At 58.0% G+C, this 22354-nt stretch carries 16 protein-coding genes and 1 pseudogene; 8 read left to right on the top strand and 9 right to left on the bottom strand.

All coding sequences use genetic code 11. The annotated features are described in order from the left end of the window. Window positions 1-18: 18 nt before the first annotated feature. Entirely contained in the window at window positions 19-4356 is a 4338-nt protein-coding gene (locus F6X24_RS08125; protein WP_191906513.1) for a fibronectin type III domain-containing protein, read from the bottom strand. A 443-nt stretch (window positions 4357-4799) separates the two neighbouring features. After that, complete coding sequence (locus F6X24_RS08120; protein ID WP_151087524.1) at window positions 4800-6266, bottom strand: hypothetical protein; 1467 nt, start codon at window positions 6264-6266, stop codon at window positions 4800-4802. Between the two features lie 344 nt (window positions 6267-6610). Between F6X24_RS08120 and F6X24_RS08115 the strand changes: the two genes are divergently transcribed. After that, window positions 6611-6844, top strand: coding sequence for a hypothetical protein (locus tag F6X24_RS08115; protein ID WP_151087523.1), 234 nt, complete (start codon window positions 6611-6613; stop codon window positions 6842-6844). Window positions 6845-6899: 55 nt separating this feature from the next. On the opposite strand, the gene recG is transcribed toward F6X24_RS08115, so the two are convergent. The 3 genes from recG to F6X24_RS08100 all read right to left on the bottom strand — a co-directional run bounded on the left by recG (window position 6900) and on the right by F6X24_RS08100 (window position 10216). Then, on the bottom strand, window positions 6900-8996 hold the full coding sequence (gene recG / locus F6X24_RS08110) for an ATP-dependent DNA helicase RecG (protein WP_151087522.1): 2097 nt from the start codon (window positions 8994-8996) through the stop codon (window positions 6900-6902). Window positions 8997-9076: 80 nt separating this feature from the next. Beyond that, on the bottom strand, window positions 9077-9673 hold the full coding sequence (gene gldD / locus F6X24_RS08105; protein WP_151087521.1) for a gliding motility lipoprotein GldD: 597 nt from the start codon (window positions 9671-9673) through the stop codon (window positions 9077-9079). A gap of 123 nt (window positions 9674-9796) precedes the next feature. After that, window positions 9797-10216 carry a single-stranded DNA-binding protein gene (locus tag F6X24_RS08100; protein WP_151087520.1) on the bottom strand — a complete coding sequence of 140 codons (420 nt, stop codon included), beginning with the start codon at window positions 10214-10216 and terminating at the stop codon, window positions 9797-9799. Between the two features lie 260 nt (window positions 10217-10476). Between F6X24_RS08100 and F6X24_RS08095 the strand changes: the two genes are divergently transcribed. Then, window positions 10477-11517 (top strand): IS630 family transposase, encoded by a 1041-nt coding sequence (locus F6X24_RS08095; RefSeq protein ID WP_151086484.1) that lies wholly within the window; start codon window positions 10477-10479, stop codon window positions 11515-11517. A gap of 168 nt (window positions 11518-11685) precedes the next feature. Here the strand turns inward: F6X24_RS08095 and mutY are convergent, their stop codons facing one another. Further along, complete coding sequence (gene mutY, locus F6X24_RS08090; protein WP_229725428.1) at window positions 11686-12792, bottom strand: A/G-specific adenine glycosylase; 1107 nt, start codon at window positions 12790-12792, stop codon at window positions 11686-11688. A gap of 185 nt (window positions 12793-12977) precedes the next feature. Here mutY and F6X24_RS08085 point away from each other — a divergent pair, with 185 nt between their 5' ends. From F6X24_RS08085 to F6X24_RS08075, 3 genes are all read left to right on the top strand, one after another. Further along, a complete protein-coding gene (locus F6X24_RS08085) occupies window positions 12978-13325 on the top strand; it encodes an HU family DNA-binding protein (protein ID WP_151089553.1) in 348 nt (115 codons plus the stop codon). A gap of 121 nt (window positions 13326-13446) precedes the next feature. After that, a complete protein-coding gene (locus F6X24_RS08080) occupies window positions 13447-14382 on the top strand; it encodes a tetratricopeptide repeat protein (protein ID WP_151087519.1) in 936 nt (311 codons plus the stop codon). A 442-nt stretch (window positions 14383-14824) separates the two neighbouring features. Continuing rightward, window positions 14825-16435 (top strand): Rne/Rng family ribonuclease, encoded by a 1611-nt coding sequence (locus F6X24_RS08075; protein ID WP_151087518.1) that lies wholly within the window; start codon window positions 14825-14827, stop codon window positions 16433-16435. A gap of 183 nt (window positions 16436-16618) precedes the next feature. Here F6X24_RS08075 and F6X24_RS08070 read toward each other — a convergent pair whose 3' ends face one another. Beyond that, complete coding sequence (locus tag F6X24_RS08070; RefSeq protein ID WP_151087517.1) at window positions 16619-17308, bottom strand: porin family protein; 690 nt, start codon at window positions 17306-17308, stop codon at window positions 16619-16621. A 102-nt stretch (window positions 17309-17410) separates the two neighbouring features. On the opposite strand from F6X24_RS08070, the gene F6X24_RS08065 reads away from it, so the two are divergent. Further along, window positions 17411-18403 (top strand): gliding motility protein GldB-related protein, encoded by a 993-nt coding sequence (locus F6X24_RS08065; protein ID WP_449405071.1) that lies wholly within the window; start codon window positions 17411-17413, stop codon window positions 18401-18403. A gap of 77 nt (window positions 18404-18480) precedes the next feature. Further along, entirely contained in the window at window positions 18481-19689 is a 1209-nt protein-coding gene (locus F6X24_RS08060) for a glycosyltransferase family 4 protein (RefSeq protein WP_151087515.1), read from the top strand. Between the two features lie 91 nt (window positions 19690-19780). On the opposite strand, the gene F6X24_RS08055 is transcribed toward F6X24_RS08060, so the two are convergent. Next, a complete protein-coding gene (locus tag F6X24_RS08055; protein WP_151087514.1) occupies window positions 19781-20053 on the bottom strand; it encodes a hypothetical protein in 273 nt (90 codons plus the stop codon). A gap of 373 nt (window positions 20054-20426) precedes the next feature. On the opposite strand from F6X24_RS08055, the gene F6X24_RS08050 reads away from it, so the two are divergent. After that, window positions 20427-21311 (top strand): HAD family hydrolase, encoded by an 885-nt coding sequence (locus tag F6X24_RS08050; protein ID WP_151087513.1) that lies wholly within the window; start codon window positions 20427-20429, stop codon window positions 21309-21311. 19 nt (window positions 21312-21330) lie between these two features. On the opposite strand, the pseudogene F6X24_RS08045 reads toward F6X24_RS08050, so the two are convergent. Next, window positions 21331-22304, bottom strand: a pseudogene (locus tag F6X24_RS08045) (AAA family ATPase). Between the last annotated feature and the right edge of the window lie 50 nt (window positions 22305-22354).

Here is a 22354-nt window from a genome sequence, read left to right as displayed (position 1 = left end):
TTTTAGTTTTTGCCGGGTTTATTCGCGCAGCAGCTTTACCTGTTGGGAGTGGCCATCCAGCATTAGCTGGAGGATATAGAGGCCGGCGGGCAAGCCAGTGAGGCCATCCAGGGTGAGTTGGGCGGCACCGGCGGGCACGGCGAGCGACTGGGTGCGTACGGTGCGGCCCAGCACATCGGTTAGGCGCAGGCTGGCAACCGTGGCCGTGGCTGCCTGTGTGGTAAGAAGCAGCGCATCGCCCCGGAACGGGTTAGGAGCTACTTGCAGCGCGGTAGCCCCGCTCGTCTCAAACTGCACTACCTGCACCTCAGAATACGTTGCCGTACCATCCTGGTTGAGCAGTTTCAGCCGGTAATAGCGCGGGCCCTGCTTACCGGCTTCGACATCGAGATACTGGTAATGATGGCTTACCGGGCTGCTGCCGGCACCCGCCACAAAGCCCAGACGCTGGAAACCGGGCGCGGCCGTGGTTGCCACCTGCACCTCGAAGCCCTGGTTGCTTTGTTCGGAAGCGGTGGCCCAGGTTAGCAAGGCATTAGCGCCCTGGCTGCCGGCCACGAAGCTGGTGAGCGTAACGGGCAAGGGGTTGGCGGCATTGCCCAGGGTCCAGTCAGACAGGTGCGTAAGGCCGTTTTTGGTAACACTGGCAGCTCCCTGGTTATTGGCCCCCTGCTCATTAACCCACATACCGCCCGCGATGGGCCGGCTGAAGAGCTGAAGATTACCCACCGGAATACCGTTGAGCTCGGCAGCCTGGGGCGAGTATCCAAAGGTCATATCCACGTTCAGGCCGGTGTCGGTGGCGGGCACAATGCGGTATTGCCGGCGAATACTGGTGCTGGTACCCACTCCGTACACGGGCAGGCCGGTAGTACGCAGCACGTAGGTATTGCCCGGCAAGCTGCTTGCGCTGGCCATATGGGCCACCAGCCGCAAGCCGATACCGCCGAAGGCGCTGTTACTGCCATCGGTGCCAAAGTAGAGCGTAGCCGACTTCACCTGCCCCAGCACAAAGCTGGTACTTGTTTCGCTGAGTGTAGTAGCGCCGCTGGCCAGGGTAATGAGCTGGCTGCTGGCCAGCCGGGGAGTATAGGTTTTTAACAATCCGGTGGCGAGCGCCAGGTTGGCCGTAACGACGACATCGCTGGTTAGCTGCAACGTATCGGCCGGCGCGGCCAGCGCAAGGTTTAGCGTACGGACCGTAGCCGGCAAGCCGGTACCCGACTGCGGGTTGGTGCCATTTGTAGTGGTACTGGTGTAGGTATAAATGGCATCGGTGGAGAAGGAGCGGGTGCCCGTTACCTGCACGGCACCGGTGCTGCCATTGGCGCTGATGCCGGCCGGGTCGCAGATTTGCAGCTCGCCGCCGGCCGCCAGCGTAAAGCTGCTACCCGCCACGGTCTGGCAGGCCGTGTTCAGCACCCCACCGCTTTGTACGGTGGTAGCGCCTTGCGCCACGAGCGGCCCGCTGAGCGTGGCTATGCCGCCGCTTACCACCGTTACATTGCCATAGGTAGTACCGGCGGGCACGGTTGTGGCGTCGCCGACAACGAGGTTGGGCAGCCCGTTTACGAAGCCCTCGCCGGCTACATACACATTCTGCAGCAACGCATAGCGGCCCGTGCTCGAAGTGCCCGCCGCATAGTAGAAGCGGAAACTAAGCACCTGGCCGCTGGTGGCCGCCAGGCCGGCGCCGCCGTTCAAGGCTATCCGATAGGTGCCGAAGCCCGAGTTGCTGTAGTTGGGAAGTGACACCGGCGCTCCGAGGCTACCCAGCAGAAAGGTGCTGGTGGCGAAGCCATCGGTAGAGCAGGCTACCGCCAGCTTGCCGTTGCTGGTATTGTAGAGTGCCGTAGAAAACACCAGTGAATCGGCCCGCAGGTTGTTACCCGCCGACGCTGACAGGTCAAACTGCTCGTACACCGAGGCACTGACAGTGCTGCTCCAGCCACCACCATTGCCATTGGTATTGGGCGAAAATGCCTGGCCATAAGCCGGCGAATAAGGCAGGATAACCGGCGAGCCATTGCCAGCCGAAACCGTGAGGCCGGCCAGCACCGGTGTGCTGGCTGCCACGGCATAGGAGCGCACACTGGCATTGTCGGTATTGTCAGCTGTCAGAGGCCATTGCTCAATAGCCGTCGAGTTGGCCGCCGGCGTAGTAAAGCTGATGCTTTGCACATAGCCGGCGGTGCCACCACAGCTGGCTTGCAGCGTCACCGCATAAGTAGTAACAGGGCTGAGGCCCGTCAGGCTTACCGGCGAAGCCGCGGGTGCCGGGCTGATGGTGAGGGGGCTGCCACCCTGCGGGGTTACCGTCACGGTGTAGGCCGTATTACCACTGCCGGGTGTGAAGCTTAGCAGCTCTTTAGTAGGCGTGACAGCACTAACGCTCAGGTTGGTAGCTCCAGGACAGGTAGGCGTAGCTACCCCGGTTACATACAGATTTTTTGTCAGCACGTGGCGCTGGCTGCTGGTGCCAATGGTATAATAAAGCCTGAATGCTATATTGCTCCCCGCGCTAAGCGTAACCCCGGCCGCACCAGTAAGCGGAAGCCGTAGCACTGAATAGCCGGCGCTGCTCACTTTACCTACCGCTACCGGCGCGGCCAGCGAGCCGAGAATAAATGTGCTGCTGGCAAAGGCATCGGTTGAGTATGCTACTGCCAGCAACGCTCCCGAGCCATAGCCGCCCGAGCTAAACACCAACGAATCGACGCGCACGCTACCGCCCACAGCGGCCGTTACTACAAACTCCTCGTAGCGGGTGGCCGAGGCCACGCTGCTGCTCCAGCCACTGCCGTTGCCGTTCGGGGCCAGGCCCTGGCCCAGCGAGGAATAAGCCGGCAACGGCCCCGCCGACTCTCCATCGGCCGAGGTGCCGTCGGCCAATACCAGCGGGGTACTAACGGAAGGGGTAAGCGTTGCCGAGCTGGCCGTTACGCCCGCCGACCGCACCGATGCATCGTCGCTGGCAGTAGCCGTGAGGGGCCACTGCTGCAGAAGCGGCGAGCTGGTGAGGCGAGTGGAGAAGGTCTTCGCCAACACGTCGCCGAGCGCGCCATTGGCGCAGGTGCTTTGCAGAGTTACCGTATAAGCAGTGCCCGACGCAAGGCCGCTCAGGGCTACCGGCGAGGCCGTGGCGGCCAGGCTTATTGCCGCGCCGGGCGCGCCAGTCGGATAATACATGATGCTGTAGCTGGTATTGCCTGTGCCCGGCACAAAGCTCAGGCTGGCCGAGCTAGCCGTTATAGCGCTCACCACCAAGCTGGTAGGATTAGCGCAGCTAAGCGTTGTGAAGCTGGCCGTCTGTAAAGTACCCGTGCCGGAGGCGCATAGGCTTTGCAGCGTTACGGTATAGCTTGTGCCGCCGGCCAGGCCGCTCAGGCTGGCTCCCGTGGCCGCAGCATCAAGGGTTTGGGTTACTACGGGCGTGCCGCTTAGCGTCGGGTAGTACTTCAGGGTGTAGCCCGTATTGGTATTGCCGGTGGTGGGCTGCACAAAGCTGGCTTGCGCCGAGGTCTGCGTAATGCTGCTGACCGCCAGCCCCGTAGGGCCGGCGCAGGTACCGGCATTGGTAGTAAACGACGGACTGGTAATAGTAGTAGCTGCTGTGCCGTTGGTGCCGCTTACCGTGGCCGTGTAGGTGGCGCCCGGCGTCAGTCCGCTAAGCGTATAGGTAGCTACGTACCCATTAGCACCCGAGGGGGCCGTAGCCAAGCTGGCCGTGCCACCGGCCGGACTGGTACTGATAGTATAAGTATAGCCGCCGGCTGCCGGGGTAGTAAAAGCTACCTGGGCCGTGGTGGTGCCAAGGGCCCCGACGGTAGCCGTCTGGCCTACTGCTGCCAGGTTTTTGAGCAGCACGTACTTACCATTGCTGCTGCTACCACAGCTGTTATACAGCCGGAAGCTCAGCGTCTGGCCACCAGCCAGCGTTACCCCGGCTGCGCCATTTATTGCCAGGCGATACGTATTGAGGGGGTTGGCGGGGCCGCTGTTATTTTGCAGCACGGCAATTCCCTTAGTTAAGTTCCCACTGGCAGCCACGGTCAGGGCACCCTTGTTGAGCGTGCCAGTACCGCTTATCTCCGTAGAGTCGTTCGTAGTAAAGCCGGTTTTGGAGTAAACTATGGCCAGCTTGGTATTGCTGGCCGTGGCATAAAAGGCCTCCGACAGCACCAGTGAGTCGAGGCGCAGCGTGGTGCCCGTAGTAGCTGTTACCGTAAACTGCTGGTAGTACTTTCGATTGAGCGTACCGCCAATAGCAGTCCACAAGCCATCGGCGGTAGGCGCGGTGGCCTGCCCGTAGGTTGCTGAGTTGGCCGTTACGGTAGCATTGGTTGAGAAAGCCATTCGCTTTAGAGTCGGCGTTCCGGCCGATACTCCCGCGGCAACAGCAGTCGGGGCATTGCTACTCGTCAGCGACCATTGGGCTATGGGCACCGATTGGCCCCAGCTGCGCGTTGCGGTTAGCCCCAGGCCAGCGCATAAAAGCAGCCAGCTGGTGCGTAAAAAGCTTGACCCGACGGAGCCAATACGTATAGTTTTTACCATAAAAGGAGGGGTGGGAACAAAGAATGCAGCGTAAAGCCCAGCACCAGGTTGCTGGCAGTAAGAGTACCTGCGCAACTGATAATGCAAGCAGTTGCATTGCGCAATTTCCTGCATTTGTGGATATTAGCACTACCCTCCCCCGTGTTTATTTGCGCAAACGTTGCCGGCAACGTTGCCAAGCAAAAAGGCTCGTCTGATACCGTTTGGTATCAGACGAGCCTTTTTAACATAAATATACTTGACTATTTAAATTTTACTTCATTCAGCTGCAAAGCAGCCGACTTCTTACTGGGGCGGCTTACCCCGATAATTGTCTTGGGGCCGAGCCAGGCGGTAAAGTCTTTCACGTAGGCCAGCTGCTGGTCGTTGGCAACGTTGAGCTTGAGGCGCTGCGGCGCACTAAGCACGCCCGTAGGAGCCTGCACCCGGCGCAGATATAAATCTGACTTACCGCCTATCGTTTCCAGCGTCAGCAGCTGTACTTCTTCGCCAAAAGCGGCCGCCCGGTACCCAATTCCGGTGTAGCTGTCGATGGCGGGCGCTACCTGGTCTTTAGCGACTATAGTGTGCCAGGTGGGCGTCAGAAACGGACTATAGCCAAACAGATATATCTCCCGGGCGTGTACCGGCAGCTCAGGGCCACCTTCCTCAAAATGCCGCTCTGCCACCACTACCAGGTTTTTGCTGTCGGTCAGCAGCATGTCGGCCAGGTAGATGTCGGCCATATTTTTCACCGGCGCGCCGGTGGCCTTGCTCACCTCCGTTAAAAAAGCCGGGGCAAAGGGCAGCTCCTCGGCCAGCTTGAGGCGGCTCTCGGCAAAGTCGAACCGCACTACTTTCAGCCCACTCAGGTCGCCGGTACGGTCGTTGGCGCACAGCGCCACGGCGTACAGCTGGCCATCCGGCTCTAGGCTGAAGCGGGCATCCCGAATAGTAATCGGCTGGCCCCCAAATGTGCCGCCCACGGGCACCCCCATCACCGGGATGGCCGTAGCAATGCCTACGCGGTCGGGCGTAGGCGGGTAGCGCCGGGCACTCAGCTTTTTCATGGCATCGCCAAGCAGCGTCACGTACTGCGTACCGTCGTTGGCCAGCAGCACGTTAGGCGAAAAAAAATCGCCCTGGTCGCGAAAATCGTAGGTCCGGTCCAGTAGCTTATTCAGCTTTTGGTCATAGAGCGTGCCCTCCAGCGCTTTCACCTGCTCCTCACGAGCCAGGTAGCGAAAAGCCAGCAGCCGGGTGCCATCGGGCGAGAGGCGCACGCCGGGCCGGCGGTCGCGGGCCGGGGCCGTTACGACTACCACAGGAGCCCCTTTCTGGCCGCCGCTGAGCGCAAAAGGCTGCACAGTCAGGTTCTGGGTGCTTTCATCGGCGTGGTGAATAACTACCCAGGCCTGCTCGGGGCCGCGGCCAAATGCCTCCACGGTTTCGCCGGGAGCTACCGGCAGGGTGGTGCTCCACTGCTTTTTGAGGTCGGCATCGTAGCGCTCCACAGCGTAGGCACTACCGCTTTGGTGGGCCAGGATAATAAAGCCGCTGCCATCGGGCAGGGCCAGGGTTTTGCGCGGCACGCGCTGGTTGTAGCGGTCTTCGCCCTGCTCGGGCAGGTAGCTGAAAGGGACAGACCTGGTTTTCTGGGCCTGAGCTGGGTGAGCTGCGCCGAGCAGGCCAGTAAAGGCCAGGGCAGCTAAACCAAAGAAAAAGCGCATGGGTAATTAGCGTTAAGAATGGACTTCGGGTGGGGCCTCCTACGCCAAAAGTACCGTGCGCAGCCCAAGTGGCCTGCCGCTCGCTAAGCGGTTGCTGCCATTCGCTAACGCTGGCGCGCTGCCGGGCATGTGTATCTTTGTAGACCAAAGCAGTTCCCCGAACTTTACCACTGGCAGTGTAACCCTGGCGGCTCCCAGCCGTTTAACTGGCGCGTTCGGAGAGCATTGCTGGTATTGCGAACTCTCTTTCACTCCCACCCAGCGTCCTAATCTTCTGTAAATTAACTAAAAAACTACTAACTGGCACCCGTTTTGAAGGTGGTTCGTGCCGCTACCTACACCCTATGAAATCATTTCTTAAGCTCGGTTCTTTATTCGCCCTCATTATTGCTGGCCGTTATATGCAACTGACTACGCCAGCTGCGACAGCCGGCCTGGCCAAGCCTCCGGTGGAGCTTTTTGCCCCCAGCAACCTGGCCAACAGCATGACGCTGACGCGCTACACTGAGGAAGAGGCGCCCTCCATTACGCCTATCAACCAGCGAAAGCCGGATAAGCAGTCCGTTACTTGGTTTTAAAGGCTAAGCGGTTTCTTAAAGAAACCGCTTTTTTTATGCCTGTTGCGGCCCGACCTCAGCTTATCCGGCTCCAGTTAACGGCCGTAGCAGGCAGGCTTTCAATGTGCCGCCTGATGTTGCCGTGCTCGGGCCGCGCCAGTTCCGGGTCGTCGTTGAGGATGGCCTGGGCGGCGGCCCGGCTTTCGGTAAGAATACGCCCGTCCTTAGCTAGGTCAGCAATTAACAGGTCTAATACGCCGCTCTGCTGGGTGCCCATGAGGTCGCCGGGGCCGCGCAGCTTTAAGTCGATATCGGCAATCTCGAAACCGTTGTTGGTGCGTACCATGGTTTCCAGTCGGGTGCGGCTGTCTTTGCTCAGCTTATAGCCCGTCATCAGGATGCAATAGCTCTGGTCGGCACCCCGGCCCACGCGCCCGCGCAACTGGTGCAGCTGCGAAAGGCCAAAGCGCTCGGCGCTCTCAATCACCATTACCGAAGCGTTGGGCACGTTCACGCCGACTTCGATAACGGTGGTCGCCACCATTATCTGGGTTTCTTTTTTGACGAAGCGGGCCATCTCAAAGTCCTTTTCTTCGGCCTTCATGCGCCCGTGCACAATGCTTATCTGCAAATCGGGGAAAGCTCGCTGCACGCTCTCGTAGCCGTCGGTAAGGTCTTTATAGTCGAGCGTTTCGCTTTCCTCAATCAATGGATATACGATATATACCTGCCGTCCCAGCGCCACTTGGTCGCGGATAAACTGAAACACTTTCAGGCGGTTAGCATCGTAGCGGTGCACCGTTACGATGGGCTTGCGGCCGGCGGGCAGCTCGTCAATCACGCTCACGTCGAGGTCACCGTACAGGGTCATGGCCAGCGTGCGCGGAATGGGCGTAGCCGTCATGACGAGGACGTGCGGAATGACATACGGGTTTTTTTGCCACAGCTTGGAACGCTGCGCCACTCCAAAGCGGTGCTGCTCGTCCATGATAGTAAGGCCCAGGTTGCGAAACTGCACCACGTCTTCAAGCAAAGCGTGGGTACCCACCAGCATCTGCATAGTGCCTTCGCGCAGCTGCTCGTGCAAAATGCGCCGCTGTGCGGTGCGGGTGCTGCCCGTGAGCTTGCCCAGGTTGATGCCCAGTTGGTCGGCATACACTTTCAGGCCCTGGTAATGCTGGTCGGCCAGTATTTCGGTGGGGGCCATCAGGCAGCTCTGGGCGCCGTTGTCGGCGGCCATCAGCATCGCAATGAAGGCCACGATGGTTTTACCCGAGCCTACGTCGCCTTGCAGCAGCCGGTTCATCTGCTTGCCGGCGCAGAAGTCCTTGTAAATCTCATGGATAACCCGCTTCTGCGCGCCCGTCAGGTCGAAGGGCATGATATTTTTATAAAAATGCACCAGGGTGGGCACCTCACTAAAAATTTGCCCCGACAGGGTCACCTTGCGCTGGTCTTTCTGGCGCAACAGCTTTAGCTGCACGTAAAAAAGCTCCTCAAACTTGAGCCGGAACCGTGCCTTTTCCAGCATATCCGGCGTTTGTGGAAAATGAATCTGCTGCAGCGCCGAAGCCTTATCCAGCAGCCCGTATTGCTGAATAAGCGCCGGCGACAGCGTTTCGGTGACCTGCGGCAGCGCGATTTTCAGCAAATCGCCTACCATGCGCATAATAGCCTTGCTATCAATGCGATGATAGTTTTTTAACTTTTCACTCGTGTTATACACTGGTTGCAGAAAGCTTTGGCCGGGCTTCTGCTCGCTTACTTCCTCCAGGTCGGGATGGGCCATCTGGGGCCGGCCATTAAACATCGTCGGCTTGCCGAAAACAATGTATTCCTGGTGGTTCTTGATAACTTTTTCCAGGTAGTTTACGCCCTTAAACCAGACTACCTCCAGCTCGCCGCTGGCATCGCCCACCTTGGCTACCATGCGCTTTTTGGGCCCCTCCCCCACTATTTCGCGGCCGCGCAAAATGCCCTTTACCTGCACAAAAGGCAGGTCATCATGCAAATCTACTATATTGTAAAACTGCGTACGGTCGAGGTAGCGAAACGGGTAGCGCTGAATAAGGTCGCCGTAGGTAAACAGTCCCAGCTCCTTACCCAGCAGCTGCGCCCGCTGCAAGCCCACGCCCCGCAGATATTCAAGCTTGGTATTGAAGAAGTTACTCATTACTGAGAGGTAAGAAAAACAATAATCAGCGGCTAAGTCCGCCTGCCAGGCTTAGGAAAGCAGGCGGCCTTACCAGCTGACTACCTGTAGCGCAACGAGTTAAGCATTTTTATCATATCGTATTTTACATATTCAATCACGGGTGCCAGCGAGTCGTTGGCCGTGGCCGTGCGGAAATACAAGGCGGCCCGGAAAAAATGCTTGGTGCTGTCGGTTGTATAAAATTGAAACTGGCTTGGTACCTCCCCTTCCAGCTCAAAAACGGAGGCGCGCATCCCGTTGGGGGTACGCAAAATCTTTTCCTCAATGGAGGTGGCCTTAATCTGGTGCTTGCCCGTGAGCTTGCGCGCGTCCTCCATCATCTTGTTGTAGAGTTGGCGGTTGCGTACCACGTTGGTATAGGTTATCTGAATATTGGCGTGCAGCTTGGGATAATACACATTCAGCCAATCGGGCTGCGCCAGATACGAAGAATCGCGCAACACCTTGGCATACTGCGAGTAATCGAAGGTGTACGGGTGCCCGGCGGGCAGCAACCGGTAGCGATGCGGCGGCAGGTCGATGCGGTTGTAGCCCTTAGGCTTGGGCGTATAGTCGGGGGCCGAGGCGCAGCCCGCCAGCAGCCCGGCCGCGCCCATAGCTACCAACGCCATATTCCAGAATCGTGCAACGCTCATAGTAAGGGAAAGCCAGGCAAAGCCCAAAGTTAGCAGGCAGCGCCCCCGCCCAACGCCAAAAAGCCCCGGCTTGGTGCCGAGGCTTTTGTTGAAATAGTAGTTACTACTAACAGCGACCCGCCCTTAAAAAGGCAATTGGTCAAGCTCGGGCTCCTGCCGCAGGCTTACGCTCTCCTCAGCGCCGGCGCTGGGCGGGTTGCTGGCAGTACCCGAGCGAGCACCCAGCAAGGAGATTTCTTCGGCTATAATCTCCGTGATGTAGCGCGTCTGCTGGTCCTTATCCTGGTACTGGCGGGTGCGCAGCTTTCCTTCTACATACACCTGGCTTCCTTTTTTGAGGTACTTCTCAGCCAGCTCGGCCAGGCCGCGCCAGGCCGATATGTTGTGCCACTCGGTGCGCTCCACGCGGGCACCCTGCTTGTCTTTGTAATACTCATTGGTAGCCAGCGTGAAATGAGCTACGCTGTTACCGCCTTCGAGATGCCGTACTTCCGGGTCTTTACCCAGGTTACCAACCAAAATTACCTTATTTACCCCAGCCATAACGCACTATTTTATGACGTATGCGACAGCCAACCACAGCTGCCATTGACGAGCTAAAGGTACGACGAATTTTGCGAATTTGCAAATTATATTAGCAATTCAATCTAACTAAACTGGCACTGCCTCATCAGTACGGTTAGCGCATTTGCAGGTTGATTTCCAGCTTGGCCGGTGCGGGCTGCCGGCTTTTGGCCGGCTTTCCGCTCATTATTAAACTCGTCGCGAAGTAAAAAGCGAAAGCCGTTGATTAAACTTGCGGCATGCAGGTTTCCCTCACCGACCCGGAGCGCCAACGGTTGCGTGCGTTGCAAAAGCAACGGCGCGATGACGAGGGCTACGTAAAAGTGACGGTGGTGCTGTTGCTGGACAAGGGGCGCTCGGCGGGAAGCATTGCCGACGATTTGGGGCTGGATGATGGCACGGTGTACCGCTACGCCGAGGCCTTTGCCCGGTTGGGCTTGGAGAAGTACCTGGCCCACGAGCAGCGCGGCTACTGGGGGCTGCTGACCAGCACCCAACTCGCCGGCTTGTGCCAGGAGCTGCGCCGGACCCTGTACACCGACTGCCGCCCGTTGCAGGCCTGGCTGACACAGGCCACCGGCGTGCGCTACTCGGTTTCGGGCCTGACGGACCTGCTACACCGGTTGGGCTTTGTGTACAAGCTCACCACGCCCATGCCTTGCGAAGCGGACGCCGACGCGCAGGCCGCTTTTCTGGCCAACCGGTTGCAGCCCCTGCTGGAACGGGCTGCGGCCGGCGACGCCGTGGTGTATTTTGCCGACGCGGCCCACCCCACCCACAACACCCGCTGCACCCGGGCCTGGACCGAAAAAGGCGCACAGCGGCCCCTGCCTACGGTCAGCGGACGCGAACGGGTGAATCTGAACGCGGCCCTCAACGCGCACTGCCCTACGCAGGTGTACGTGCACGAAACGGCCTGCGTCAACGCCCAGAGCACAAAAGCCTTATACGAACAGCTGCTGGCCGCCCATCCCAGCCAACCGATTTACGTGGTCTGCGACAACGCCCGCTACTACAAAAACCAGGAACTGACCCAGTGGCTGGCCGATAAGCCCCTGGTGCAGGTCTTTCTGCCGCCCTATTCGCCCAACCTGAACCTGATTGAGCGCCTGTGGAAGTTCCTGCGCCAGAAAATCATCAACGCCACCTTTTACCGCACCAAGGGCCACTTCCGACAAGCCGTGCTCGGCTTCTTCTCCCGACTCAACGAGTTCGGCCAAGAACTCGCGTCCTTACTTACCCTCAACTTTCACCTCCTGGATTCGCAACCCACTTCGTGACGGGTATAAGAACAAGCGGCGCGCACGACGAGCGGACAGCCGGCAGCCCGCCCCATACACGAAGCGGTAAACCGCTCTAGATTATTTTAACTAAGATTTAGCGAACTGCTAAGCAATCTAAATTAATGATTAGGTGCGAGTTAAAACAAGCTGAAAAGCAACTAACCATCAGCTTGCTTTAGCTAAATAGTTGCTGATTAACACGGGTTTCGGCAGGTTTTCAATTTCGGCGGCCGAGTAAGCCCGCAGCCCGGTATCCTGCAGGGTACTGGCTGGCAGGGCCGCGCCAAGGCGCACGGTATGGAAGCGTGCTTCGAGCTTTTGGTGGCTCAATACGTGGCGCAGAGCAGGCGCGGGGCGGTCTTCGGCCACACGACTGGTATCGGGCACGCCGCCGAGCGCCGCTACGTGGCGCAGCACCTCCGCAGCGGGCATGTCGGCCGAATCGGTTTCGACCAGCCCGAAGTCATATAGCCCCTGCCATATATCGCCGGCCGGTCGCTCTTTCAGGTACAGCTGCTCGCCATGACGCAGCACCAGGTAGTGGAAGTAGCGCGTGCGGGACGCCTTGGCTTTGCTTTTAACCGGCAGCAGGGCTACCTGCCCGTGTTGAAAGGCCCAGCAATGGCTTTGCAAGGGACAAAACAGGCAGTCGGGCCGGGCCGGCGTACACTGCAACGCCCCAAATTCCATGATAGCCTGGTTGAACTCGGCCGCGTGAGCCGGCGGCAGATGCTGGTCGGCCACCGCCTGGAATTCTTTGCGCGAAGACGGGGCCGCGATGTCGGCATGAAGGCCAAAAACTCGGGCCAGCACCCGAAACACGTTGCCATCGAGCACGGCCACCGCCTCATGAAAAGAAAATGAAGCAATGGCAGCAGCCGTGTACGGGCCTACTCCTTTGAGCTGGCGCAGACCGGCAAAAGTGGTTGGAAACTGCCCCCCGAATTCAGTTACTACCTGCTGCGCAGTGTGGTGCATATTGCGGGCCCGGGAGTAGTAGCCCAAGCCTTGCCAATGCCGTAGCACCTCCTGCTCGGGGGCTGCGGCCAGGTCGTGCACAGTAGGGTAAGAGGCCAGAAAGTCAAGGTAGTAAGGCAAACCTTGCGCCACCCGGGTTTGCTGCAGAATAACTTCCGAAAGCCAGATAGCGTAGGGGTCGCGGGTATGCCGCCAGGGCAGGTCGCGGCGGTGGCGCGGGTACCAGCCCAGCAGGGCCTGCGCCAAAAAAGAATTGGAAGGAACCGGGTCGATAACAGATGGAGTTTTAAGCAAAATAATGAGGCATAATATTTTGACCAAAAGAGAAACTTGGAAGTTTCCATTGGCCGAACAAACTTTAAGGAGTACCTTTGCGCTCCGTTTCCAATGACAAACCTCCTACCGGGCAAGGAATTACGTCGAAAACGGTTAATTATTCGCCCGATTTTTTTTCACTTCTAGTACCCCCCCTTACCAACGTGACCAAAGCTGAGGTAATTTCCGAAATCTCGCAAAAAACCGGCATTGAGAAAGCCGATGTGCTGACGACCGTCGAAGCATTCTTCAAAGTGGTGAAGGATTCGATGACCGAAGGCCACAACATTTACGTGCGTGGCTTCGGCTCGTTCGTAAACAAAAAGCGTGCTCGCAAAGTAGCTCGTAACATCTCGAAGAACACCTCGCTCATCATCGACGAGCACTTTATCCCCAGCTTCAAGCCGAGCAAAACCTTCGTTGCCAAAATCAAAGGCAGCAAGAAAATCACTGGTGAAGTTTCGGCCAAAGCCCCCAAGGCTGCCAAAGGCCCCAAAAAGGCAAAAGCTTAGTTTATAACAAGTTTTCGGTAGTGAAGTGATGAGGTGATAAGGGCGGACGGGCCAGCTGCAAGGCTAGTCACGGGTTCCCTCCTTATCACCTCATCGTTTACCGGGTCTGCCACTTTTTCTAATGGCCTCCATTTCCTCAACCCGTACGCACCAACTGCTGCTGCTGGCCGGTGCCCTGGCGCTGGCTGGCGGGCTGTATGCCCTTCCCAAGGGCATTGTAAAGCCCAAGGAAGGTAAATCTGCGCTAAATCGGGATGCGGCCCGCACCGCCAACCGTGACGGGGGTGGCATGGCTACCAGCGGCTCGAAAGCTGATGCGTCGTCGGGCCCGCGCCCGGCCGAAACCGGCAGCGTTGCGGGCGAAGCTGCCCCCGCGGCCAATGCGCCACATACGCAGGCAACTGCCGCCCAGCGGCAGGAGCTGAACACGCTGCTGGCGCAGTACCGAGCTGCTTCAGCTGGTAGCCGCCAGCAGGTGGCTGCTACTTTGGCGGCCCGCTACTCGGCCGTAGAGCGGTTTGATAGTGCCGGCTATTACCTGGCGGCGGTGGCGGCAACCCAGCCCAGCGAGAAAGCCTGGCAGCAGGCGGCCGACGCCTACTTTCAGGCATATAGCTTCGCGGCATCGGCCGAGCGCAAGAAGATGCTGGGCGACAAGGCGCGGGAGCTGTACGATAAGGTATTGGCGGCCAACCCGGACAACCTGGATGCCAAAACCAACCTGGGCATGGCCTACATGAGTAGCGACAACCCCGTAAAGGGGATTGGACTGCTGCGGGAGGTGCTCGAACAGGACCCCAGAAACGAAAAAGTACTGTATAATCTGGGTATCCTGGCTATTCAGAGTAATCAGCTCGATAAGGCCGTAGAACGCTTTTCGCAGCTGGTGCAAGTAAATCCCAAAAATGTAAATGGCCAGTTTTACCTGGGTGTAGTGCTGGCCCGTACCAATCGGGGCACCGAAGCCCGGGCTGCCTTCCAAAAAGCCAAGAGCCTCAGCGCTGACCCGGCCCTGGCCGCTTCGGTTGATGAGGAGCTGGCCAAACTAAGAAACTAACCCTGTTTTCGGGTAACTCGGTGCGGATGCGTTACTTTTACGCCCCCAAACCAGGAACAGAAAATCAGCAACTACTCATATCTACCCTTTAACTCATCACGACAATGCCCTGCGGTAAGAAACGTAAACGCCATAAGATTGCCACCCACAAGCGTAAGAAGCGCCTGCGCAAGAACCGCCACAAGAAGAAGTAATCTTCTGACTTAGTGCGGAGTAAGAGGCAGGCGGTGCGTTGCGTAAGCAGCCATTGCCTGCCTATCTCTCACGTAGCCTCCGCCACGCGGACGACTACCGTGGTGTGCCGGACTGCCTACTTTGGGCAGTAGCCGTGGCTCGCGAGGGAAGCTGGGACACTACTGGTCCTGGCTTCCCTTTTGCCAGTTTCGGGGCAATCCACTCCAGCCTTCGGGGCCGGGCAGGCTACTTTAACCAACTTACTACGTTGAGCAATGAATTAATTATCAACTCTACTCCCGAGGGGGAGCGCATTGCCTTGCTCCAGGATAAGCGGCTGATTGAGTATCACTTCGACCGCAACGACACTAACTATGCGGTAGGTGACATCTTCCTGGGGACCGTGCGCAAGGTAATGCCCGGCCTGAACGCGGCTTTTGTGGATATTGGCTCCGAAAAAGATGCCTTTCTGCACTACGGCGACTTAGGCGAGCAATTTCCTTCCCTTACTAAATGGGTAGGTAGCGTGCTGAAGCACCAGACCCAGACTTCGGGCCTGGAAAATTTTAAGCTCGAAGCTCCGCTGGAAAAAGTGGGCAAGGCCGACAGCGTGTTCAAAAAAGGCCAGAACCTGCTCGTGCAGGTAGTCAAAGAGCCGATTTCGACGAAAGGGCCACGCGTGAGCACCGATATTTCGATGGCCGGCCGCTACCTCGTGCTGATGCCGTTTACGAACAGCATCTCGGTGTCGAAGAAAATAGTGAGCAAGGCTGAGCGCGACCGGCTTAAGCGCCTCATTGCCAGCATTAAGCCCGAGGGATTTGGGGTAATCATTCGTACCGTGGCCGAAGGGCACGAGGTGGCCGAGCTCGACCGCGACATGCAAAGCATGGTCGAAAACTGGGAAACGCTCTATACCAACCTGCGCAAAGGCCAGCCCCGCGATAAAATGCTGGGGGAGCTGGGTCGCACTTCCTCTATGCTGCGCGACATGCTCAATGAGTCGTTCGACTCGATTGTGGTGGATACGCCGGCCCGCTTTGAGGAGATGAAGGAGTATGTGCATAAAATAGCGCCCGACCGCGTGGGGCTGGTAAAGCTGCACAACACCAAAGTTAAAGTATTTGAGCACCTGGGCATTGAGAAACAGCTTAAGACGCTGTTTGGTAAAACGGTGAGTGTGCCCGGCGGCGGCTACCTCGTGATAGAGCACACCGAGGCGCTCCACGTGGTAGACGTAAACTCGGGCTCGAAGAGCAACCAGGAGAACGACCAGGAGGCCACTGCGCTCATGATTAACCTGCTGGCCGCTAAAGAAGTGGCCCGGCAGCTGCGCCTGCGCGACATGGGGGGCATCATCGTGGTAGACTTTATCGACATGCGGGCCGCTGAGAGCCGCAAAAAGGTGGAGGACGCGGTGTACAACATCATGAAGCAGGATAAAGCCAAGTTCACCATCCTGCCCATTACCAAGTTTGGCCTGATGCAGATAACCCGGCAGCGGGTGCGGCCGGCCGAAACCATCATCACCGGCGAGGTGTGCCCAACCTGCGGCGGCACCGGCAAGATTTCGGCCTCCATTCAGGTAACCGACGAGATTGACAATAGCATCGACGACCTGCTGGTGAATCAAAACCAGGCGGGCATTACGCTGTATGTGCACCCTTTCCTGCATGCTTACTATACCAAAGGCCTGGTAAGCCGCCAGATGAAGTGGTATTTGAAATACTACAAGTGGGTGAAGGTAATGAAAGATACTGCTTTGGGGCTCACCGACTTCCGTATCGAGGACGAGCACGGCGAGCAGATTGAGCTGCACTCGGCGGCCGGCGCCATGGCCAGGGCGCAGGACCGGGAAGTAGTAGTGGAGGATGTCTGAACTGCGGATTGAGCGGATTAGTCGGATTAAGCGGATTTTGTAGCCGATTGCCACAGTCTTAGCGAAAATAAAGCGGGCCACCCGATGGGCGGCCCGCTTTATTTTCGCTATACCGGAGGTAGTCAGGAAGCTGCGCGAAACAGCTTCGCCAACAAAATCCGCTCAATCTGACTAATCCGCGTTTTAGAATTTCAACCCCAGGTCCAGGGCAAAAACGCTGTTTTTAATAGTAACATCGCTAAAGCCCCGGGTGCGCTCAAAGTAGTGGTCGAGGTTGACCAAGCCGTGGTGGTAGCTGAGGCCGGTGAGCACTTTGGTGCTTTTGCCCAGTTGATACTCAAGCCCGAGGCCACCAATCAGCCCGGCATCGACCGGGAAAACGTGGGCCGAAGCATCAGTTTGGGCATTGCCATTATAGGGGTCGGTATAGAATTTATCCCCATTGACGCGCGTTGAAACCGGAAAGCCCACCGAGCCGCCTACCTGGAAAAACACTCTGGTAGCCGGGGCCACTTCGTTGGTAAACAGCTTAAGCGTCAGGGGTATCTCCAGGTATTGAATAGCAATTTTTTGGCTGACCCGTGCGGCAGGAGTTGGTGGCACGGCCAGACCATTTTCCAGATAAGAGAACGTACCCCCTTTACCGGTCAGAAACAAACCGGTATTAAAGGCATAGTTTTCGCCGAAGAAGTAATCCAGAAATACCCCGCCCCCAAAGCTAAACTTGCTGCTCTCGCTTTGGAAAGAGGTGCTGGATGGGGAGCTGGTTCGGAAGTAGGAGATAGAAGGCGATACTTTCAGGCCAATTTCGACCTGAGCGAAGGCAGTAGAAGTGAGCGCCATCGCCGCCGCAGTGAGCAGAATTTTCTTCATGAATAAGAATAGTAAAGGTTGGTGGTCCTAAACGCAGACGGGCACTAGAAGGGTGTATTTTTACGCAAAAATAGCTACAGCTTGAAAGTATCTGCTTTTATCATGAGCCTGGCGCTGGTGGCCGGGGCAATGCTGGCCGGTTGCCAGCGCGACCCGGAAGGTGGCTGCCGCCCCGACCCGGCCAGCAATGCCCCGGCCGCCCCGGTGGTCCTGCGCCACCTCGAACGGCCTTTCTTCCAGATTAAAAATCCGGCCGAAGGGTTGCAGTTTATCCGGGCTAATCCCGTTTTTGCTCGCTATTATCTGCAGGCCGGGCAGGCCCCGATCGATACGCTGGCCAAGGCTTTGGCGCAGCTGGCTACCAACCCGGCTTTGCAGAAGCTGAGCCAGCAAACCGCGGCCGCGTTTGCCGATTCGGCCGGGCTGCACCGTGAGTTGGGGGCGCTTTTTGGGCGGGTGAAGTATTATTTTCCCGATTTTAAAGCGCCGGCCGTAGCCGCTACGTACGTAAGCGGGCTAATGGGCAAGGACATCTATGTAAACGACAGTCTGCTGGTAATCAGCCTCGACTGGTTTGCCGGCCCCCAGGCCAGCTACCGGCCCGACCTGCCCGGCTATATGCTGCGGCGCTACCGGCCGGCCTACGTGCTGCCCACGCTGGCGCTGGCCGTATCGAGCAAGTACAACCGCCATCAGCTCACGGCTACGTCGATGCTCGACCAGATGGTAGACCAGGGCAAGCGCCTCTATTTTGCCGGCCAGATGCTGCCCTGCACCCCCGACTCGCTGCTCATCGGCTTTACGGGCAAAGAGCTGAAAAATGTTAAGTTTAACGAAGCCCGCATCTGGGGGCATTTTCTGGAGAATAACCTGCTGTACACGACTACGCCGTTCGTGATTCAGAAGTACGTAGGGGAGCGGCCTAATGTGCCCGAGATAGACCGCACCTGCCCCGGCCGCGTGGGCCAGTGGGTGGGCTTGCAGATAATACGCAAGTACATGAGTGAGCACTCCGATGTGACGCTGCCCCAGCTTATGGCGCAAAAAGATGCGCAGCGTCTGCTCAACGACTCGCATTACCGGCCCAAAAAGTAAGGAGGCACAAGAACGGGTAGCCGGTACTATAGGCTTACCGGCTATCCGTTCTTGTTCTTCCTGCTTAATCAGGTACCATGCACATCGCTGTTTTCAGCCAGTACCATACCAGCCCCGACTGCCCGGCCACCAGTCGGCACTACACGCTGCTGGCTGAGCTGGCCAAGCATCATCGGCTGACGCTGCTGACTACGCCGGCCTGGCGAAGCCAGCAGCTGACGCAGGAGTTCGCCTGGGTACCGCCGGGGATAGAGTTACGCGAAGCGGCGATTCCGTATGAAAACAAGATGGGGCCGGCTCGCCGGGCGCTGGCTTTTGCGCAATATGCAGCCTGGGCGGTGCGGGCCGGGCGGCGCATCGACCGGCCCGACGTAGTTTGGGGCATCAGCACTCCGCTGACGGCGGCCTGGGCGGCCGCCCGCGTGGCTCGCCGCTGGCAGGTGCCGTGGGTGTTTGAGGTGCAGGACCTGTGGCCCTCTTTTCCGATTGCCATGGGGGCCGTGCCAACTGCCCTGGCCCGGCGCCAACTATTTGCGCTGGAAAAGCGGCTCTACGAAAGCGCGGCGCATATTGTGCCGCTCTCGCCCGATATGAGTGCTTATGTCGCCGGCTTAGGCATTGCGGAAAGCAAAATCACTACCTTACTCAATGGCACCGACCTCGACCTGGCTGCCCGGGCCACCCCGGCAGCGGTAGCTGCCCTGCGCCGGGCCCAGGGCCTGCAAGGCCAAAACGTAGTGCTTTATGCCGGCACCTTCGGCCGGGCCAACGATATGCCGACGGTAATTGCCGCTGCCGAGCAGCTGGTGGCTGCCGACCCGGCAGCCACATTCCTGTTTTTGGGCCACGGCTACTATGCGCCCCTGGTGGCCGCCGCTGCCGCCCGCTGGCCGGGGCGGATTCGGCTGGTGGGCGCGCAGCCACGGCACGCTATATTCAGCTGGTTTGCGCTGGCTGAGGTAGCGGTGGTATCGTTTCTGGATATGCCCGTGCTCGATACCAATTCACCGGCTAAGCTCTACGACGCCCTGGCCGTAGGTACGCCGATAATTGTCACGAATAACGGGTGGACTAAAACCCTGGTGGCCGAGCACGGCTGCGGCTGGTATTCGCCGGCCGGCGATGCGACGGCACTAGCGGCGCGGCTGGCAGCGGTGCTGGCAGCTACCGAAAGCCGCCGGGAAGCCGGCCAGCGCGGGCGGAAGCTGGCAATAACTCAATTTGACCGCTTGGTACTGGCCGAGCAAATGCGGCATATTCTGGAACGGGCCGCCCGGCCGGTGTAAGCGGACGCTGCGCTAAGGAATACAACGAAAAAGCCCGGCTGCAATTAGTTGCAGCCGGGCTTTCAGCAAAAGGAGTCTGTAGTTTTTATGACTACTTGATTTTTACCTTACGGCCGTTGCTTTTTACGCGGGCACCGGGCACTACTACCGTGTTAGGAGCTACCGTAGTCGTGTTAGGGTTTACGGTGGTTGTGGTCGACTCCACGGTATTGCTTGATGGCGTGGCCGGCATCACTTGCATCGGCGTCGCGACAGTAGTTGGGGTAGTCGTGGTCTGGCGGGTAGTAGTCGTGGTAGTGCTTTGCGCGCTGGCCGAATAGGCACCCGTTGTAAGCAAGGCAGCAAGAACAAGGAGCTTTTTCATGGTAAAAGAGTTTTCGGTGGAAAAGAGGCAAAGCTGGCTTCGATAGAAACCAACTTTAGTTTCACCGTTAACGCAACACGTCGTGCAAAGGTTGAGATTAGCGCAGCTCTCCGGTTCGTGTAGGCGGTGCAGCCGGACAACCTCAACCCCGGCTCCTCTTCAAAAGCGAGGAGAGCCAGCCGAGCAGTACCCTCACTGTGACTTGCGCCAGACTCAACACGCGGCGTTCACTGAAATAGCAAATACAACAAATTATAATATATAAAATATTAAATCAATAGAACAATTCGTCGGGCCTCTGGCAAGGCATATGAGTGCTGCTTCATCTTTTATATTGCAGGTTTCGCTACAGTGCCCTCCTTTTTACGCCATCATGACCAGCGCTCCATGCTCTATTATCTACCTGGCTTACGGCTCCGAAGAGCTTCAGGCAGAGGCATTATATAGCATTCTTTCATATTATAAGGTAGCGCAGCAGCCCGCGCAGCTACTGATTTATACCGACTCGCCAGCTTCATTTAACCAGGTATTTGGCGACCATGCCGGTATTATCTACCCCAACGTGACCCCGGCCGAATGGCAAAGCTGGCGGGGCAGCAGCAACAAGGTCTATTTGCTGAAAGCGGGCGTGTTGAGTCATGCCGGCCGGCACTACCCCGGCAACCTGCTCTTCGTCGATACCGATACTATCTGGCTTGCCGACCCGGCTCCACTCTTCACCCATATAGAGAATGGCCAGTGCATCATGCACGTTAGCGAAGGGCGGCTGGCCACTGGCAACCAGCTGAGCCGAAAAGTATACCGGCACCTGAAAAACCACACGTTTGTGGTGGGCGAAACCCAGTATACCGTTACGAAAAACACTGTCTTATATAACTCAGGGGTAATTGGCTTGCTGTCGGCGGCTACGCGCGCAGACGAAGTAATACTACTGGCCGACCAGCTATATGCTACTTATAACAAGCATATGATGGAGCAGCTGGCATTCGGCATGTGGCTCGCAACGACCGGGCCTATCCGCGAGGCGGCGCCTTATGTGCTCCACTATTGGAATTTGAAAGCCGCCCGCCCGCAGCTGGCGCAGCTGCTCCGCGCCTACGCCGGCAAGTCGCTGGATGAGTTTTATGCACGAGCTACGGCCCTGAACCTTGCGCAGCTGCACCGGGCTGAGATGGCGTACCGCGAATGCCCGTCGTGGCAGCGCACGCTGCTGAAGCTGCTGGGCCGCCACTGGCAAATGCCGACTGCCAGCCATTAGCAGACTCGCAAGCAGCGAATTACGAAATCGGCACCTTCCGCAGAATTGCCTCAATCAGGTCGTGCGTGCGGATGCCATCGGCCTCCGCTTCATAGGTCATTAATATGCGGTGATTCAGCACGTCTTCGGCTACATCTTTAATGTCTTCGGGCAGCACGTAGTCGCGGCCGTCGAGGTAGGCTACGGCGCGGGCAGCGCGGTGCAGGGCAATGCTGGCGCGGGGGCTGGCCCCAAACTGCACCGCCTGCGCAAACTCGGGCAGGTCGTAGTCGGCCGGCCGGCGGGTGGCGAATACGAGCTCAATGAGATACTTTTCGAGTGTATCCGAAATCTGCACCTGATTTATCTGGTCGCGGATGCCAAAGATATCCTCCCTGGTAAGCACGGGCTGCACATTGCCCTGAAAGCCCATATTGGCCATGCGCCGCATTACCTCCAGCTCGTCGGCTTTTTTGAGATAATCGACGTGCACTTTCAGCATGAAGCGGTCGACCTGGGCTTCGGGCAAGGGGTAGGTCCCCTCCTGCTCCACGGGGTTCTGGGTAGCCAGCACCAAAAAAGGCCGGTCGAGCGTGTAGGTCTGGTCGCCAATCGTGACCTGGTTTTCCTGCATGGCTTCGAGCAGGGCGCTCTGCACCTTGGCCGGCGAGCGGTTTATCTCGTCGGCCAGCACGAGGTTAGCGAAGATGGGCCCCTTCTTGACTTCAAAAACCGATTGGTTCTGGTTGTAAATCATGGTGCCGATAAGGTCGGAGGGCAGCAGGTCGGGCGTAAACTGCACGCGCTGAAAATGCAGGTGCAGCACCTGAGCCAGGGTCGAAACGGTGAGGGTTTTGGCCAGGCCCGGCACACCTTCGAGCAGAATATGCCCCCGGTAAACACCCCAATCAGTAAGCGACTCACCAGGGCGTGCTGCCCCACCACCACTTTTTCCATCTCAGCAAAAGCCTGGCGAATAAGCGGACGGTAATCGGTGGCGGAAATAGGCTGCATAAAACAAAGTAACGGCCGCAGGGCCATTTGCACGGCTAAAACACTCGTTA

This window comes from Hymenobacter baengnokdamensis, assembly GCF_008728635.1.
Classification (GTDB): Bacteria; Bacteroidota; Bacteroidia; order Cytophagales; family Hymenobacteraceae; genus Hymenobacter; species Hymenobacter baengnokdamensis.
This window is presented reverse-complemented; position numbering and strand designations above follow the sequence as displayed.

What these genes read in the sequence shown, in the direction of transcription:
- F6X24_RS08125 (WP_191906513.1), bottom strand. Translation starts at nt 4,356, where the DNA reads ATGGCTTTCTCAACCAATGCTACCGTAACGGCCAACTCAGCAACCTAC.
- F6X24_RS08120 (WP_151087524.1), bottom strand. Translation starts at nt 6,266, where the DNA reads ATGCGCTTTTTCTTTGGTTTAGCTGCCCTGGCCTTTACTGGCCTGCTC.
- F6X24_RS08115 (WP_151087523.1), top strand. Translation starts at nt 6,611, where the DNA reads ATGAAATCATTTCTTAAGCTCGGTTCTTTATTCGCCCTCATTATTGCT.
- recG (WP_151087522.1), bottom strand. Translation starts at nt 8,996, where the DNA reads ATGAGTAACTTCTTCAATACCAAGCTTGAATATCTGCGGGGCGTGGGC.
- gldD (WP_151087521.1), bottom strand. Translation starts at nt 9,673, where the DNA reads ATGAGCGTTGCACGATTCTGGAATATGGCGTTGGTAGCTATGGGCGCG.
- F6X24_RS08100 (WP_151087520.1), bottom strand. Translation starts at nt 10,216, where the DNA reads ATGGCTGGGGTAAATAAGGTAATTTTGGTTGGTAACCTGGGTAAAGAC.
- F6X24_RS08095 (WP_151086484.1), top strand. Translation starts at nt 10,477, where the DNA reads ATGCAGGTTTCCCTCACCGACCCGGAGCGCCAACGGTTGCGTGCGTTG.
- F6X24_RS08080 (WP_151087519.1), top strand. Translation starts at nt 13,447, where the DNA reads ATGGCCTCCATTTCCTCAACCCGTACGCACCAACTGCTGCTGCTGGCC.
- F6X24_RS08070 (WP_151087517.1), bottom strand. Translation starts at nt 17,308, where the DNA reads ATGAAGAAAATTCTGCTCACTGCGGCGGCGATGGCGCTCACTTCTACT.
- F6X24_RS08065 (WP_449405071.1), top strand. Translation starts at nt 17,411, where the DNA reads ATGAGCCTGGCGCTGGTGGCCGGGGCAATGCTGGCCGGTTGCCAGCGC.
- F6X24_RS08060 (WP_151087515.1), top strand. Translation starts at nt 18,481, where the DNA reads ATGCACATCGCTGTTTTCAGCCAGTACCATACCAGCCCCGACTGCCCG.
- F6X24_RS08055 (WP_151087514.1), bottom strand. Translation starts at nt 20,053, where the DNA reads ATGAAAAAGCTCCTTGTTCTTGCTGCCTTGCTTACAACGGGTGCCTAT.
- F6X24_RS08050 (WP_151087513.1), top strand. Translation starts at nt 20,427, where the DNA reads ATGACCAGCGCTCCATGCTCTATTATCTACCTGGCTTACGGCTCCGAA.